This is a genomic window from Bradyrhizobium sp. MV1.5 (assembly GCF_055807615.1).
In genome coordinates, this window is record NZ_JBVVPL010000058.1 from 1 (window position 1) to 16,592 (window position 16,592).

A 16,592-nucleotide genomic window follows, 5' to 3' on the forward strand; every position below is an offset into this window, starting at 1 on the left:
TGCAAGCGATCCGATCAAACCTCACTAAGCTCTTGTGCCACGGGGGCCGTCCACATATGGGTCCTGGATCAGCGCTCGCTCCGCTCGCTTGTCCAGGACGACAGCGGTATTTGTGGTGCACTACTTCCGCCCCACCACCAGCGCGTCCACGATCGTCACGCCCTGCCCTTCCGCGTGCACCAGCACCGGGTTGAGCTCGATCTCCGCGATCTCCTCTGCATGTTGCGCGGCAAGCAGGGAGATGTCGGCGATCAACTGCGAGACCGCCGCAACATCCGCCATCGCCGCCCCGCGAAATCCGCTCAGCAGCGGCGCGGCTTTCAAGCGCGCCAGCATCGCGGCGGCTTCTTCTGCGCCGACCGGCGCCGGGCGGTAGACGACGTCGCGGAACAACTCGGTCGTGATGCCGCCGAGGCCCACCATCACCATCGGACCGAACGTCTTGTCCGTCATGGTGCCGATGATGATCTCGACACCCTGCTTCGCCATCGGGCAGACCAGCACGCCCTGAATGGCCGCCTCAGGCCTGTGCTTGCGCGCATTGTTGAGCAGCGCCTCGAACGCCAGAAACACCTCGCCCTTTGTGGTGATGTTGACGCGCACACCGCCGACCTCGCTCTTGTGCGCGATATCCGGCGACTGGATCTTCAGCACCAGCGGAAAGCCGACGCGGGCCACGGCTGCGTCGAGCTCGCCCTTGTCCTTCACCAGCACTTCGCCCGGCAGCGCGATGCCGGCGGCGCGAAGTAATGCTTTGCTGCCCGCCTCGGACAGAACCGGCGAGGTCAGATGGACGGAGAGATCGCGCGCCGGCGGCCGCGCTTGGTCCGTCGGCTTCGGCAGCTCGAAACGGGCGCAATCGACGAGTTGCCGCATCGCGACGCCGACATGGGTGAGGCCCGAGAGCACCACGACGCCGGATTTGGCAAGCTCGCGCCGCGAGAAATCGGACGGCACCGTGTAGGAATAGAACACCACCGGCTTGTGCTGCGCGGCCAGCACCGGCGTCAACTCGGCTTCCTTGAAGGGCTTGCGGACCTCGCTCGACAGCGATAGCACGACCAGGACCGCGTCGATCTCGTCGGACGCGGTGAGCACATCGACGCTCTTCTGCAAGCCGCCCGAGGTCACGCCCTGCGCGGTGACGTCGATCGGGTTGCGCGCAGTCCCGTAGGACGGCATCAGCGCCCTGATCTCCGCCTGGACTTTTTCGGAGAGCTCCGGCACCTGCAAGCCTTGCAGCGCGACGGCATCGGCGCCCCAGATGCCGGCACCGCCGGAGACGGTGACGACGGCGATGCGATCGCCCTTCGGCAACGGATTGCTCGCAAGCACGGCTGCGATCGTCAGTGCCTCGTCGAGATCGTTGGTGACGATGAAGCCATATTTGGCAAACACCGCGTCGTAGGCCGCCGACCATCCGGCCATGCTTGCGGTGTGCGAGGCGGCCGCGCGCATCCCGGCGCCGGAGCGGCCGACCTTTGTCACGATGACAGGCTTTTTCAGCTCGGCCGCACGCCGTGCTGCCGCGAGAAACTTGTCGACGTCGCGAATGCCTTCGATGAACAGCAGGATCACGTCCGTGGAAGCGTCCTGCACCATGTAGTCCAGGAATTCGCCGGCCCCGAGATCGGATTCATTGCCGGCACTGACGACATAGCTCACGGCAATGCCGAGCGCGCTGGCGCGGTGATAATACGCAAAGCCGATGCCGCCGCTCTGCGCGACGATGCCGATCCGCCTCGTCGTGGCGACCAGCGGCACCACGCCCGGCTTGACGTCCACGGCGGGACTGAACGTCGCCGCCACGCGCTGCTTCTGGCTGAAAAAGCCCTCGGCGTTCGGCCCGGAAATCCGCATGCCGGTGCGCCTCGCCAGCGCCGCGATCGCGTCCTGCATCGCCGCGCTCTCCCCGCCCTCCTCGGCAAAGCCGGAGGAGATGATGACGGCGTTCTTCACGCGGACGGCGGCGCATTGTTCGAGCGCGGCAAGCACCGCGCGGGCGGGGATGAGGATGATTGCGAGATCGATCGGCGCGCTGATGTCGGTGATCGATTTGTAGCAAATGAGCCCGTCGATCTCGGCGTAGTTCGGGTTCACCGGATAGATTTTTCCGGGATACTCGTTCTTGCGCAACATCGACAGCAGCCGGCCCGGGATTTTCTCGTGATCGCGCGAGGCGCCGATCAGCGCGATGCTGGCGGGCGCGAAGAAGCTGTCGAGCGGATGCGGCATGGAGTGATCCCCTTCTTATTCTTCGTGCACTCGCCGTATACTTTCAGACCGTCATCCTGAGGTGCGAGCCGCGCGGTGCATAGCACCGTGCGGGGAGCCTCGAAGCATGAGCGGCCCCGCCGGTGGCCGTCGCCCTTCGAGGCTCGCCGAAGAGGCGAGCACCTCAGGGTGACGGATCACTACCAAGCACTCAACTGACGCGGAACGTCACGCCTCCGAGCAAGAACTCGTTGCCCGCCACGGCATGTCCCTTCGCCCTCGCGGCATGCAGCACACCGGCAACATCCGCGACCCGAAACTCCAGCGCGCTCATGATTTCGCTGGCGCCCTTCAAGAAACGGAAGGTCGCGTTGGGAAGCTTCAGTTCAGCATCGCCGCTCGGCGCAACGCCGATGAGCTTGCCCCAATGCTCGGCCAGCCCTTGCGGACCCGGGCTCTGCATCTCCACGCTCGTCAACGCCTGTGTCACGTCCTTGCGGATGAATTCTTGCCAGTCGGGGCCGGCCGGTGGATACGGCCCCAAAATGTCGTCGCTGCCGTCGGTGTGGTTGAACTCGATGAAGGCGGCGCGGCAGTCGCGGGGATGGAGCTGCACGCCGTGATAGGGCGCGTGGTCGATGACGTTGGCGGTGCGCACACCAAGCGCGTTGGCGTTACGACCGCGCTCGTCGGGATCGTTGCAGCAGAAGATCGCCATGTAGCCGCCGCGCCCGCCGCTCTTCTCGATGAAGCGACCGGCGGTGGTGCCGTCCTTGAACGGCGCGACCACCTCCAGCAGGATAGTGTCGACCGGCAGCAGCGCGTTCTCCAGGCCGTACTTCGCGACATTGCCGTCGCGGTAACAGACAGCGAGGCCCATGATGTCTGCGATGTCCGCGATCACGGGCGCGAGCTGCGGCGCGACCAGGCAGATTTGCCGCAACCGCATGTAGGCTGCCATCGTCATGCGCCCTTAAAGGTCGGCTTGCGCTTCTCGACGAACGCCTTTGCAGCCTCCTTGTGATCCTCGGTATCGCTGCAGCGGGTGTGGTGGATCGCCTCGCCGTCGAAGCAATCCTCCAGCGCAAGATGCTCGGCATTGTTGATGTTGCGCTTGATGAAGCCGAGCGCGATCGACGGGCCCTGCGCCAACGACATCGCGAGCTCGTGCGCGGCCGTGTCGATCTCGGCGTCGGGGACGACCTTCGTCACCATGCCGATCGCATGCGCTTCCTTCGCGGAAAGCACCGGCGAGGTCAGATAGAGCTCGCGCGCCCGCGCGCTGCCGAGCAGCTGGGTGAGAAAATAGGTGCCGCCGTAATCGCCGGAGAAGCCGACTTTTGCGAAGGCGGTGGTGATCTTGCAGGATTCGGAGGCGACGCGGAGGTCACACGACAGCGCCATCGACAGACCCGCGCCGGCCGCCGCGCCGTCGAGCTGCGCCACCACGGGTTTTGGCATCTGGTGCAGGATGCGCGACACCTCCATGCCGCGGCGCAGGTTCGCCATCTTCACTTCGAACGGCAGCGGCGCCCGGCCCTCCGCCATCGACTTAACGTCGCCGCCGACGCAGAAGCTGCCGCCCGCGCCTTTGAACAGCACCGCGCGCACCTCCGGATCATCCGCCGCGCGCCGTGCCGCCACGACCAGCCCGGCGACCATATCCGGATTGAGCGCGTTCTTCCGCTCAGGCCGGTTCATGGTGATGGTGAGCAGCCCGCCTTCGAGCTTCTGCAGGACCATGTCGTTGCTCATGGGGCGTCTCCTTGTTGTTGTTTGTATCTCCGTCCTTCCGGGGCTCGCGAAGCGAGAACCCGGAACCTCGAGATCCCGGGTTCGCTTCGCGCCCCGGGATGACGCCGTGACTTACGTCACGCCGTCACTTCTTCACCAGCGGACAGCGCGACTGCTCCAGTGACTGAAACGCCTCGCTGCCGGGCACGGTGGCGAGCAGCTTGTAGTCGTCCCAGCGGCCCTTGGATTCCGACGGCTTCTTGACCTCGAACAGGTACATGTCGTGCAACATGCGGCCGTCCTCGCGGATCTTGCCGTTCTTGGCGAAGAAGTCGTTGATCGGCGTCTCCTTCATCACTTTCATCACCGTCGCAGCGTCGGTCGTGCCGGCCGCCTTCACCGCTTTCAGGTAGTGCGTCACGGACGAATAGACACCGGCTTGCGCCGAGGTCGGCGGCCGCTTCATGCGCTCCTGGAAGCGCTTCGAGAACGCGCGGGTGTCGTCGTTGAGATCCCAGTAGAAGGCTTCCGCCAGCAAGAGGCCCTGCGCGGTCTCGAGTCCGATGGAGTCGATGTCGGTCACGAAGGCAAGCAGCGGCGAGACCTTCTGGCCGCCCTTGGTGATGCCGAACTCGGCCGCCTGCTTGATGGCGTTGACGGTGTCGCCGCCGGCGTTCGCAAGCCCGATCACCTTCGCTTTCGAGGCCTGGGCCTGGAGCAGGAACGACGAGAAATCCGACGTGTTGAGCGGATGGCGCACGCTGCCGAGTACCTTGCCGCCGGTCTTGGTCACGACGGCGCTGGTGTCCTTCTCCAGGTCCTGGCCGAACGCGTAGTCGGCAGTGAGAAAGAACCAGGTGTCGAGGCCCGACTTCACGGCCGCAAGGCCGGTCACATTGGCCTGGCCGTAGGTGTCGAACACATAGTGAATGGTATAGGGGCCGCAGGCCTCGTTGGAGAGGCGGATCGAGCCCGGGCCGTTGAACATGATGATCTTGTTGCGCGCTTTCGCAATCTCGCCGGCGGCGAGCGCGGTCGCGGAAGCCGCGACATCGTAGATCATTTCGACGCCCTGATTGTCGAGCATGTCACGGGCGATGTTGGCGGAGAGATCGGCCTTGTTCTGGTGGTCGGCAGCCAGAACCTGGATCTTGCGGCCGAGCACCTCACCGCCAAAGTCCTCCACGGCCATCTTGGCCGCGGTCTCGCTGCCGGGGCCGGTGATGTCGGCATACAGGCTCGACATGTCGAGAATGCCGCCGATCTTCAGTGGCGGCTTGTCCTGGGCCTGCACGGCGCTTGCACTCAGCGCCAACGCAGCAGCAAAAATGCCCGACAAAACGTGCTTCATGGAAAAAGACCTCCCTTATCGCGCCGTACTCTGATGGCGGCTTGGTTATTGCTCTTGGCTATCGCTCTTTGTTATCGCTCTTGGCCAAAGCTGTTGCCGCAATCATGCCGCATGCACAAGAGCGCAGCAAGCGCGAGCTGCGACACAGGTCGCGCTTGTATCGCGCGTTTTCCGCAAAACGGAATGGCTCGGTCCGGATAAACGTTTCTCCGTCATTGCGAGCGCAGCGAACCAATCCAGAGTCCCTCCGCAGAAAGATTCTGGATTGCTACCTGCGCTCGCAATGACGGAGTGTGAGGAAGACTCTTCGCGACACGCCGCGCTTGAGTTAAGACGGACGCGCAACGCAACCTCACCGGGCAACGTGACGCAACGGCTTCAGCTGATCGCAATTCTTCTCGTCGCGGGTCAGAGCGCATTCGCGAGCCCGTGCCAGTTCGAGTTCCAGGGCGAAGGCCGCGTCACCGCAATCGAGGCACGCGGTGTGCGTCTCGACGACGGCCGCGAAATCCGCCTGACCGGCATCGAGCCGACCGCGACGACGAAGCAGGCGCTGACCTCGCTACTCGTCGATCGCGACGTGATCCTGCGCAGCGCCGACGACACGCCCGACCGCTATGGCCGCCAGGGCGCGGTGGTCTTCGTCGGCGAGGGTGACATCTCCGTGCAGGCGATGCTCCTCGCCCAGGGCGACGCCATCGTCTCCGCCGAGATCGCCGACAAGGACTGCGCGGCCGCCCTGATGGCGTCGGAGGCCGAGGCGAGGCGCCAAAAAAAGGGCAACTGGGCTGACTCGTCGGCCATAAAAAACGCGGAAAGTCCGGACGATATTTTGGCGGGGATCGGGCGTTTTGTGGTGGTCGAGGGCAAAGTCCTGTCGGTCCGGCAAGCTGGGGCAATGACCTACCTCAACTTCGGACGAAACTGGACACGCGGCTTCGCGGTGACTATTTCAAAGCGCATGGTACCCGCGTTCGAAAGCGCAGGGATCGCCCTTAAGTCTCTGGAAAATAAACGTATTCGTGTCCGGGGCTGGGCTGAGGGGAATACGGGGCCGCGTATCGATATACGCCTCGTGGGACAAATCGAGTTGCTGGGCGCAAACGAGCCGACAGGGGTACGGCCCTAACAAGGGCCAGGCACGGGTTAAGCGACGTGAATGGGGTGCTAGGACGGCACGGACGAGGTGAACGCCGCCGCCTGCGGGTAGCGCCGGCTGCGCTATGCCTCGTGCTGGGTTCAGCCCTCGCCGGCTGCGGCGATATGGGCCGGTTCCAGACTGCGGCGGCCCCGCCGACCGTCGCGATGCCGAAACCGAAGCCCGCGGTGGCGCAGACCCCCGCCACCGAGAAGGAGCACGAGCGCATCCTGGCGAGCTATGGCGGCACCTATGACGACCCCAGGCTCGAATCGCTGGTCACCAAGACCGTCGACCGGTTGGTCGCGGCGTCCGACCGCCCCGACCAGGGTTACAGGGTCACGATCCTCAATTCCGGTGCGGTGAACGCCTTCGCGCTCCCGAACGGCCAGCTCTATGTCACGCGCGGCCTGCTTGCGCTGGCTAGCGACACCTCGGAATTGTCCTCCGTGCTCAGCCACGAGATGGCGCATGTGCTGTCCAAGCACGCCGCGATGCGTGAGGACCAGGCCCGTCAGGCCGCGATCGTCACCCGCGTCGTTACCGACATGAGCAACGATCCCGATCTCACCGCGCTGGCGCTCGCCAAGACCAAGCTGACCATGGCGAGCTTTTCGCGCAATCAAGAGTTCGAGGCCGACGGTGTCGGTGTCGGCATCTCCGCCAAGGCCCATTTCGACCCTTATGGTGCCGCACGCTTTCTCTCGGCGATGGAGCGCAATGCCGAACTGAAGGTCGGCAAGACCTCGCTCGATCCGCGCGCGCAGGATTTCACCTCCTCGCATCCGGCAACGCCCGAGCGCGTGCAGAACGCACAGACCATTGCTCGGCAATACGCAGCGCCAGAGGGCGGCGAGCGCGACCGCGAGACCTATCTCGCCGCGATCGACAACCTCGTCTACGGCGAAGACCCCAGCGAAGGTTTTGTCCGCGGCCGGCGCTTCCTGCATCCGAAGCTCGGCTTCACCTTCCAGGCGCCGGACAATTTTACGCTCGACAATACCGCGCAGGCCGTGATCGGCGTGCGCGACGGCGGCTCGCAGGCGATGCGTTTCGACGTCGTGCGGGTGCCGGCCGAACAGTCGCTCGGCGACTACCTGAATTCCGGCTGGATGGAGGGCGTCGAGAAGGCGTCCACCGAGGACATCACCATCAACGGTTTTCCGGCTGCATCCGCCACCGCCAAGGGCGACCAGTGGCAGTTCAAGGTCTATGCACTGCGCTTCGGCAGCGACGTCTACCGCTTCATCTTCGCGGCACGGCAGAAGTCGACCGAGAGCGAGCGCAATGCCCGCGAGACCGTCGGCTCATTCCGCCGCCTGACGCTCGACGAGATCCAGGCCGCGCGCCCGCTGCGCATCAAGGTCATCACCGTGCAGCCCGGCGACACCGTGGAATCGCTCTCCCACCGCATGGCCGGCGTCGATCATCCGGCCGAGCGTTTTCGCGTGCTCAACGGGCTCGATCGCAACGCGCAGGTGAAGGTGCGCGATCGTGTGAAGGTCGTGGCGGATTGAGGCTGCCGCGTAGCGGGTAGCCCGGATGGAGCGAAGCGCAATCCGGGATCGTGCCACAAGTGAGACTTTCCCGGATTACGCTTGCGCTCCATCCGGGCTACGAGTGGGTGCTGGTGTCCCCTAACCGCCCGCGTCCATATCGCCGGCCTCGCGCTGGCCGCTGAGCCAGAGCGCGAGCAAGGTCCAGAACGCGCCCGACAGCAGGTACGCACCCGAGGCGATGACGCCGAGGTTGGTCGCAAGCAACAGAGCGACCAGCGGTGCAAAGCCGGCGCCGAACAGCCAGGCCATGTCGGAGGTCAGCGCCGAAGCCGTGTAGCGATACGCCTGCTTGAAGTTCGAGGCGATCGCACCCGAGGACTGGCCGAACGACAGACCGAGCAGGATGAAGCCGATCACCATGTAGATGGTCTCGCCGAACGCGCCGGCATCGAGCAGCTGCGGGGCGAAGCCGCTGTAGATCGCGATCGCGATCGCCGATCCCATCAGCAGCGACTTGCGGCCGACACGGTCGGCGATGACGCCGGAGAGCACGATCGCGCCGACGCCGAACACGGCAGCCACGATCTCGATGATCAGGAAGCGCACCGGGCTTTCGCGGGTGAACAGGAACACCCAGGACAGCGGAAACACCGTGACCATGTGGAACAGCGCGAAGCTTGCCAGCGGCGCGAACGCACCGAGCATGATGTTCTGGCCCTCGCGCGCCACCGTCTCGGAGATGCGCGAGGGCTGCAATTCGCGGGTCTCGAACAGCGAGGCATATTCTTCCGTCGTCACCATGCGCAGGCGCGCGAACAGCGCCACGACGTTGATGGCAAAGGCGACGAAGAACGGATAGCGCCAGCCCCAATCGAAGAAATCGTCGGCCGAGAGATTCCCGGCGAAATAGGCGAACAGCCCGCTCGCCACGATCAGGCCGAGCGGCGCGCCGAGCTGCGGCACCATCGCGTACCAGCCGCGCTTCGAAGGCGGCGCGTTCAGCGCCAGCAGCGATGCCATCCCGTCCCAGGCGCCGCCCCAGGCCAGACCCTGTGCGATGCGCGCCAGCGCCAGCAGCCAGATCGCGGCAGCGCCGATCTCGTGATAGCCGGGCAGGAACGCGATCGCGACGGTGGCGGTGCCGAGCAGGAACAGCGCCGAGATCAGCTTGGCTGTCTTGCCGTATTCGCGGTCGACCGTCATGAAAATGACGGTGCCGATCGGCCGGGCCATGAAAGCCAGCGCGAAGATCATGAAAGAATAAAGGGTTCCGGTCAGCTCGCTCGTGAACGGGAACACCAGGCGCGGGAAGACGATCACCGAGGCGATCGCGAAGACGAAGAAGTCGAAGAATTCCGAGGTGCGGCCGATGATGACGCCGATAGCGATCTCGCCGGGACTGGCCTGGTCGTGGCCGTGCTCGCCCGAGTGGTCTGCCATTGCGGGGGTCTGTGCCATCGCCATTCGCGCGCCCTTAACGTCCTGAAAATCAAAGCCGACCGCCCCGGCAACGCGCCAGGCAGTCTAGCCTTGTCTGGCGCAGTATCCCGCACTGCAACATTGGACAAATTGTCCAATGTCCGGATTGCTGCGCCGCAGCTACCCCTTGGCCCCGCAAAAGAAACTCATTCTCATAAGGCTCGGCCCGTGTCCCGTTTCAAGATCCTGGCGCTGCTACCCCTGGCGGTTGCGCTCAGCGGCTGCAACTACGTCGTGCTGGCGCCGGCCGGCGATATCGCGGCGCAGCAGCGCGACCTCGTCATCATCTCCACCGTCCTGATGCTCCTGATCGTCGTCCCGGTGATGGCGCTGACGGTGCTGTTCGCCTGGCGCTACCGCCAGTCCAACACCGACGCCCGCTACGAGCCGGAATGGGACCACTCGACCAGCCTCGAACTGGTGATCTGGTCGGCGCCGCTTCTGATCATCGTTTGCCTGGGCGCGCTGACCTGGATGGGCACGCATCTGCTCGACCCCTATCGCACGCTCGGCCGCATCCATGCCGATCGCGCCGTGGACCAGTCCAAGGCCCCGCTCGAGGTCGACGTCGTCGCGCTCGACTGGAAGTGGCTCTTCATCTATCCGGACTACGGCATCGCCACGGTCAACGATCTGGCGGCTCCGGTCGATCGTCCGATCAACTTCCGCATCACCGCGTCCTCGGTGATGAACTCGTTCTATATCCCCGCGCTGGCCGGCCAGATCTACGCAATGCCTGGCATGGAGACCAAGCTCCACGCCGTCGTAAACCACGCCGGCACCTACCGGGGCTTTTCCGCGAACTACAGCGGCGCCGGCTTCTCCGGCATGCACTTCAACTTCCAGGGCCTCGACGACAAGGGCTTTGACGCCTGGATCGCCAGCGCCAAGTCCGGCGGCGGCTCGCTCGGCCGTGCCGAATATCTCCAGCTCGAAAAACCCAGCCAGAACGAGCCGGTGCGGCGCTACGGCACTATCGATTCCGATCTCTACCGCCTGATCCTCAACATGTGCGTCGAGACCGGCAAGATGTGCCAGAGCGAGATGATGGCGATCGACGCCAAGGGCGGCCTCGGCCATGAGGGTCTGAACAACACGCTGCCGCTGGCCTATGACAAGTACGCCCGACGCGGCACCGCGCTTGGGCCGGAGCCGACCTTCGTCGCCGGCACCTGCACGCCCGATGCGCCGCAGGGCAGGACCACCGCCTCCATAACGGCACCCGTCGACACCGCGCCGCTGCTCGGCGCAGGCCTGAAGCGGCCGAGTTTCACGCCGCTGAAGTCCTCGTCCTTCTTCCTCGGACAACGTCCGAAGTCAGACTCGTAAAGAGATCCCGCATGTCTCCTGATCTTCTCAAGCTTATCTTCGGCCGGCTCACCTTCGAATCGCTACCGCTGCACGAGCCGATCGTCGTCGGCACCTTTGCCGTGGTGGCGACCGGCGGCCTCGTCATGCTCGCCGGCCTGACCTATTTCCGCGTCTGGGGTTATCTCTGGAGCGAGTGGTTCACCAGCGTCGACCACAAGCGCATCGGCATCATGTACGTGATCCTCGGCATCGTGATGCTGCTGCGCGGCTTCGCCGACGCGCTGATGATGCGGTTGCAGCAGGCGCTCGCCTTCGGCGGCTCGGAGGGCTATCTCAACTCGCATCACTACGACCAGGTCTTCACCGCCCACGGCGTGATCATGATCTTCTTCGTGGCGATGCCGCTGGTCACCGGCCTGATGAACTTCGTCGTGCCGCTCCAGATTGGTGCGCGCGACGTATCATTCCCGTTCCTGAACAATTTCAGCTTCTGGATGACGGTCGGCGGCGCGGTGCTGGTGATGGCTTCGCTGTTCATCGGCGAATTCGCCCGCACCGGCTGGCTCGCTTATCCGCCGCTGTCAAACATCGGCTACAGTCCTGACGTCGGCGTCGACTATTACATATGGGGACTACAGGTCGCGGGCATCGGAACGACACTGTCCGGCATCAACCTGATCTGCACCATCGTCAAGCTGCGGTGCCCGGGCATGACCATGATGCGGATGCCGGTGTTCACCTGGACCGCGCTCTGCACTAACGTGCTGATCGTCGCTTCCTTCCCGGTTCTGACCGTCGTGCTCGCGCTGCTTTCGCTCGACCGTTACGTCGGCACCAACTTCTTCACGAACGATTTCGGCGGCAGCCCGATGATGTACGTGAACCTGATCTGGATCTGGGGTCATCCCGAGGTCTACATCCTGGTTCTCCCTGCCTTCGGCATCTTTTCGGAAGTGACCTCGACCTTCTCGGGCAAGCGGCTGTTCGGCTACACCTCGATGGTCTACGCCACGGTGGTCATCACCATCCTGTCCTACCTGGTCTGGTTGCACCACTTCTTCACGATGGGGTCGGGCGCCAGCGTCAACTCCTTCTTCGGCATCACCACGATGATCATCTCGATCCCGACGGGCGCAAAGATGTTCAACTGGCTGTTCACGATGTATCGCGGCCGCATCCGCTTCGAGCTGCCGATGATGTGGACGATCGCGTTCATGTTGACCTTCGTGCTGGGCGGCATGACCGGCGTGCTGCTCGCGGTGCCGCCGGCCGACTTCGTCCTGCACAACAGCCTGTTTCTGATCGCGCACTTCCACAACGTGATCATCGGCGGCGTCGTGTTCGGCGCGTTCGCCGGTATCGGCTACTGGTTCCCGAAGGCGTTCGGCTTCAAGCTCGACCCGTTCTGGGGCAAGCTGTCGTTCTGGTTCTGGGTCACGGGCTTCTACCTCGCTTTCATGCCGCTCTATGTACTCGGCCTGATGGGCGTGACCCGCCGCCTCCGCGTGTTCGACGATCCGAGCCTGCAGATCTGGTTCATCGTCGCCGGCATCGGCGCCTTCCTGGTCTTCCTCGGCATCCTCTCGATGCTGATGCAGTTCGCGGTCAGCTTCCTCAGGCGCGAGCAGCTCAAGGACGTCACCGGCGATCCCTGGGATGCGCGCACGCTGGAATGGGCGACCTCCTCGCCGCCGCCGGCCTACAACTTCGCCTTCACCCCCGTCGTCCATGACAATGACGCGTGGTGGGACATGAAGAAGCGCGGCTATCAGCGCCCGCTCACCGGGTTCAAGCCGATCCACATGCCCAGCAGCACCGGCACCGGCATCATCCTCGCCGGCCTTGCCACCGCGATGGGCTTCGGCCTGATCTGGTACATCTGGTGGCTGGCGGCCGCGAGCTTCATCGCGATGCTCGCCGTCGGCATCGGTCACACCTTCAACTATCACCGCGATTTCGACATTCCGGCCGACGACGTCATCCGGGCCGAAGACGCGCGCACCAAACTGCTCGCCGGAGCCAAGTAAATGACGATCGCTGTCAATCCCACGCAAGCCGGCGAGCCGGTGTTCTACCTCGCCGACGAACACCCGCATCCGGAAGGCTACAGCACTTCGCTGGGCTTCTGGATCTATCTGATGAGCGACTGTCTTATCTTCGCGATCCTGTTCGCCACATTCGGCGTGCTCGGCGGCAATTACGCCGCCGGGCCGGCGCCGAAGGATTTGTTCGAGCTGCCGCTGGTTGCGGTCAACACCTCGATGCTGCTGCTGTCGTCGATCACCTACGGCTTTGCGATGCTGACGATGCAGCAGAACAAGATCGCGCAGACCCAGATGTGGCTGGCGATCACCGGCTTGTTCGGCGCCGCCTTCATCGGCATCGAGCTGTCCGAGTTCGCCCACATGATCCATGAAGGCGCGACGCCCCAGCGCAGCGCCTTCCTGTCCGCCTTCTTCACCCTGGTCGGTACCCACGGCCTGCACGTCTCCTGCGGCCTGATCTGGCTGGTGACCCTGATGGTGCAGGTCTGGAAGTTCGGCCTGATCGAGGCCAACCGCCGCCGCCTGATGTGCCTGTCGATGTTCTGGCACTTCCTGGACGTGGTCTGGATCGGCGTCTTCACCTTCGTCTATCTCCTGGGAGTTCTGCGATGAACACCGATACTCACGCCGCCCACGCGGACGATCATCACCATGGCGATGGCCACGCTCACGGCTCGTTCTCGACCTACATGCTCGGATTCGTGCTCTCGGTCGCGCTCACCGCGATCCCGTTCTGGCTGGTGATGAGCGGCGCGCTTCCGAGCAAGCAGATCACCGCGCTCGTCATCATGGCCTTCGCGGTGGTGCAGATCGTCGTGCACATGATCTACTTCCTGCACATGAACACAACGTCCGAAAACGGTTGGAGCATGATGGCGCTGATCTTCACCATCGTCATGGTGGTGATCGCGCTGTCCGGTTCGCTGTGGGTGATGAACCACCTCAACAGCAACATGATGCCGATCCACCAGATGACCGGGATGAAGTGAGCGAGTCTCTGAAGTGACCAAGACCCGGACCGTGACGAGCGAGGCAAACGGGGCGCGCGGCGACGCGGCGCGCCCGTCCTTGTGGCTCACGGCCCTCTCGCTCGCGGCCATTGCACTTCTGATCGCACTCGGCGTCTGGCAGATCGAGCGCCGCGCCTGGAAGCTGGCGCTGATCGATCGCGTCGAGCAGCGCGTTCATGCTCCGGCCCAGCCGATCCCCTCGCCGGCGGCATGGCCGACCGTCTCCGCCGCGAGCGACGAATACAGGCACGTCAGCGTCAGCGGCCGTTTCCAGCATGACCGCGAGACGCTGGTTCAGGCCGTCACCGAAGAAGGCCCGGGTTATTGGGTGCTGACACCGCTCAGGCGGGACGACGACACGCTGGTCCTGGTCAACCGCGGCTTCGTGCCGTCCGAGCGGCGCGACGCGTCGACGCGCCGGGACGGCAACCCGCAAGGTCAGGTCGAGATCACCGGCCTGTTGCGCGTGACGGAGCCAAAAGGCGGATTCCTCAGGACCAACGTGCCTGAGCAAAATCGCTGGTACTCGCGGGATGTTGCCGCGATTGCGGCGGCACGCGGCCTCGACCACGTCGCGCCCTTCTTCGTCGATGCCGACGCTGGATCACAATCCAGCAGCGGCCCAATCGGCGGATTGACCGTGCTCAGCTTTCCCAATAACCACCTGATCTACGCGGTGACGTGGTTTGCCCTGGCTATCATGCTGGCCGGCAGACTTATCGTCACATTCGGCGGCGGGCTGTTCCGCCGCAAGGAGCCCTGGAGCGGCTTCGTCCACGAAGCGGCCGCCGGCTCCGATGCCGTCGCCCGCAGGACGGGATCAGATGCTGGAACGATCATCGAGTCCACCTGGCGGAAGAACGTATAGCGCCGTCACGCTGCAATCGCAGGCGGACGCGCGCAGCGAGCTGATCGGCGCTGCGCCGACCGACGACGAGACCAACCGCAAGAACATGGCGCTGCTGATCCAGCTGCGCTGGACCGCAGTGGTCGGCCAGATCGTCACCATCGGCGGCGTGCATATGTGGCTCGGCATCCCCCTGCCCCTCACCCGGATGGGCGCGGTGATCGGCGCACTGATATTTCTCAACATCTCCAGCCTGGTCTGGGTGCGCCATCGCGCCGCGATCACCAACAACGAGCTGCTGGTCGCCCTGATGCTGGACGTCGCCGCGCTGACCGCGCAGCTTTACCTCAGCGGCGGCGCCACCAATCCCTTCACCTCGCTGTTCCTGCTCCAGGTGACGCTGGGCGCGGTGCTGCTCGATGGCCGCTCGACCTGGTCGCTGGTCGCGTTGACCTGCGCGAGCTTCGTCTGGCTGACCGTCGCCTACCGGCCGCTCGATCTGCCGCCGAACCCGCTCAGCGAGACCTACACGCTCACGGTGGCCGGCATGCTGCTGGGCTTCGTGCTCAATGCCGTGCTGCTGGTGGTGTTCGTCACCCGCATCAACAGGAATTTGCGCGAGCGCGACGCGCATCTGGCGGCGCTGCGCCAGCATGCCGCCGAGCAGGATCATATCGTGCGCATGGGTCTGCTCGCCTCCGGCGCGGCTCACGAGCTCGGCACGCCGCTCGCCTCGCTCTCGGTCATCCTCGGCGATTGGCGCCGCATGCCCGACCTCGCCGCCGATCAGGAGCTGGCCGAGGACCTCGCGGAGATGGAGACCTCGCTGCAACGCTGCAAGTCGATCGTGACGGGCATCCTGGTGTCGGCGGGCGAAGCCCGCGGCGAAGGATCGTCGCCGACGACGGTGGCGGCTTTCGTCACCGCGCTGGTTGAAGAGTGGCGCGACGCGCGCTCGGCGCGCACGCTGTATTTCGTCAACACCTTCGGCGAGGACGTCGCGATCGTCTCGGACGTCGCGCTGAAGCAGGTGATCTTCAACGTGCTCGACAACGCCTACGAGGTCTCGCGCGACTGGGTCGAGCTCGTTGCCGGACGCGAGGGCGACAGTCTCGTGCTGTCGATCAGCGATCGCGGTCCCGGCTTTGCGCCGGAGATGCTGGCACAAATCGGGAAACCCTATCAGTCGAGCAAGGGGCGCGCCGGCGGCGGGCTCGGCCTGTTCCTGGTGGTGAATGTGGTGCGCAAGTTAGGGGGCAGCGTGACCGCCGAGAACCACAGGAAGCGCGGCGCCACGGTCCGCCTCACGCTACCGCTCGCCACGCTCGCGATCGGAGGCAGCTTTGACGGCTGACCGTTCGCTCATCGTCGTCGAGGACGATGCTGGCTTTGCCCGCACCCTGAAGCGTTCGTTCGAACGCCGCGACTACGAGGTCGTGCTCGCCGCCTCGATCGAAGACGTGCGGAAAGTTCTGGAAGAGCGATCGTTCGGCTATGCCGTCGTCGACCTCAAGCTCGGCGGCGCCTCGGGTCTGGCCTGCGTCGAGCTCTTGCACACGCACGATCCGGAGATGTTGATCGTGGTGCTGACGGGCTTTGCCAGCATCTCCACCGCCGTCGAGGCCATCAAGCTCGGCGCATGCCATTATCTGGCCAAGCCGTCGAACACCGACGACATAGAGGCCGCCTTCAACAAGGCCGCAGGCAATGCCGAGGTCGCGCTCGACGCCCGGCCGACATCGATCAAGACGCTGGAATGGGAACGCATCCACCAGACCCTGATCGAGACCGACTTCAACATCTCGGAAGCGGCAAGACGACTGGGGATGCACCGGCGCACGCTGGCGAGGAAGCTCGAGAAGCGGCCGGTGAAGTAGGTTGGTCAACTTTGTAGGGTGGGTTAGGCGAAGCGTTACCCACCACTTCTTTGCGGCGGCAGCACGGTGGGTTACGCCTTCGGCTAA

At 64.5% G+C, this 16,592-nt stretch carries 14 protein-coding genes; 9 read left to right on the plus strand and 5 right to left on the minus strand.

The genetic code is table 11. The features are described 5' to 3' along the window. Positions 1-120 precede the first annotated feature (120 nt). From AC0L2J_RS31800 to AC0L2J_RS31815, 4 genes are all read right to left on the minus strand, one after another. Complete coding sequence (locus AC0L2J_RS31800) at positions 121-2,235, minus strand: acetate--CoA ligase family protein (protein ID WP_473395627.1); 2,115 nt, start codon at positions 2,233-2,235, stop codon at positions 121-123. A gap of 190 nt (positions 2,236-2,425) precedes the next feature. After that, positions 2,426-3,175: a VOC family protein gene (locus tag AC0L2J_RS31805; protein ID WP_007604619.1), complete on the minus strand. Its 750-nt coding sequence runs from the start codon at positions 3,173-3,175 to the stop codon at positions 2,426-2,428. A 2-nt stretch (positions 3,176-3,177) separates the two neighbouring features. Further along, positions 3,178-3,969 (minus strand): enoyl-CoA hydratase, encoded by a 792-nt coding sequence (locus AC0L2J_RS31810; RefSeq protein ID WP_473395628.1) that lies wholly within the window; start codon positions 3,967-3,969, stop codon positions 3,178-3,180. A gap of 124 nt (positions 3,970-4,093) precedes the next feature. Then, the gene (locus tag AC0L2J_RS31815) at positions 4,094-5,299 is read right to left on the minus strand and encodes an ABC transporter substrate-binding protein (protein ID WP_007604617.1); all 1,206 of its coding nucleotides are present in this window, start codon (positions 5,297-5,299) and stop codon (positions 4,094-4,096) included. A gap of 283 nt (positions 5,300-5,582) precedes the next feature. On the opposite strand from AC0L2J_RS31815, the gene AC0L2J_RS31820 reads away from it, so the two are divergent. After that, complete coding sequence (locus AC0L2J_RS31820) at positions 5,583-6,428, plus strand: thermonuclease family protein (RefSeq protein WP_473395643.1); 846 nt, start codon at positions 5,583-5,585, stop codon at positions 6,426-6,428. A gap of 134 nt (positions 6,429-6,562) precedes the next feature. Continuing rightward, on the plus strand, positions 6,563-7,954 hold the full coding sequence (locus AC0L2J_RS31825; protein ID WP_018452960.1) for a M48 family metalloprotease: 1,392 nt from the start codon (positions 6,563-6,565) through the stop codon (positions 7,952-7,954). A gap of 120 nt (positions 7,955-8,074) precedes the next feature. On the opposite strand, the gene AC0L2J_RS31830 is transcribed toward AC0L2J_RS31825, so the two are convergent. Beyond that, positions 8,075-9,400 (minus strand): MFS transporter, encoded by a 1,326-nt coding sequence (locus AC0L2J_RS31830; protein ID WP_007604615.1) that lies wholly within the window; start codon positions 9,398-9,400, stop codon positions 8,075-8,077. Positions 9,401-9,583: 183 nt separating this feature from the next. Here AC0L2J_RS31830 and cyoA point away from each other — a divergent pair, with 183 nt between their 5' ends. Genes cyoA through AC0L2J_RS31865 form a run of 7 tightly spaced genes read left to right on the plus strand, consistent with a single transcriptional unit; the run spans position 9,584 to position 16,505 of the window. Next, positions 9,584-10,744 carry a ubiquinol oxidase subunit II gene (gene cyoA, locus AC0L2J_RS31835; RefSeq protein ID WP_473395630.1) on the plus strand — a complete coding sequence of 387 codons (1,161 nt, stop codon included), beginning with the start codon at positions 9,584-9,586 and terminating at the stop codon, positions 10,742-10,744. 11 nt (positions 10,745-10,755) lie between these two features. After that, positions 10,756-12,753: a cytochrome o ubiquinol oxidase subunit I gene (gene cyoB, locus AC0L2J_RS31840; protein WP_473395631.1), complete on the plus strand. Its 1,998-nt coding sequence runs from the start codon at positions 10,756-10,758 to the stop codon at positions 12,751-12,753. Further along, a complete protein-coding gene (gene cyoC / locus AC0L2J_RS31845; RefSeq protein ID WP_473395632.1) occupies positions 12,754-13,383 on the plus strand; it encodes a cytochrome o ubiquinol oxidase subunit III in 630 nt (209 codons plus the stop codon). Further along, positions 13,380-13,760 (plus strand): cytochrome o ubiquinol oxidase subunit IV, encoded by a 381-nt coding sequence (gene cyoD, locus AC0L2J_RS31850; protein WP_007604611.1) that lies wholly within the window; start codon positions 13,380-13,382, stop codon positions 13,758-13,760. The genes cyoC and cyoD overlap by 4 nt, the downstream gene beginning before the upstream one ends. Before the next feature lie 13 nt (positions 13,761-13,773). After that, positions 13,774-14,649 (plus strand): SURF1 family protein, encoded by an 876-nt coding sequence (locus tag AC0L2J_RS31855; protein WP_473395633.1) that lies wholly within the window; start codon positions 13,774-13,776, stop codon positions 14,647-14,649. Further along, positions 14,606-15,982: an ATP-binding protein gene (locus AC0L2J_RS31860; protein ID WP_473395635.1), complete on the plus strand. Its 1,377-nt coding sequence runs from the start codon at positions 14,606-14,608 to the stop codon at positions 15,980-15,982. Before AC0L2J_RS31855 ends, AC0L2J_RS31860 begins: the two co-directional genes overlap by 44 nt. Continuing rightward, a complete protein-coding gene (locus AC0L2J_RS31865; protein ID WP_473395636.1) occupies positions 15,972-16,505 on the plus strand; it encodes a response regulator transcription factor in 534 nt (177 codons plus the stop codon). The genes AC0L2J_RS31860 and AC0L2J_RS31865 overlap by 11 nt, the downstream gene beginning before the upstream one ends. Positions 16,506-16,592: the final 87 nt, after the last annotated feature.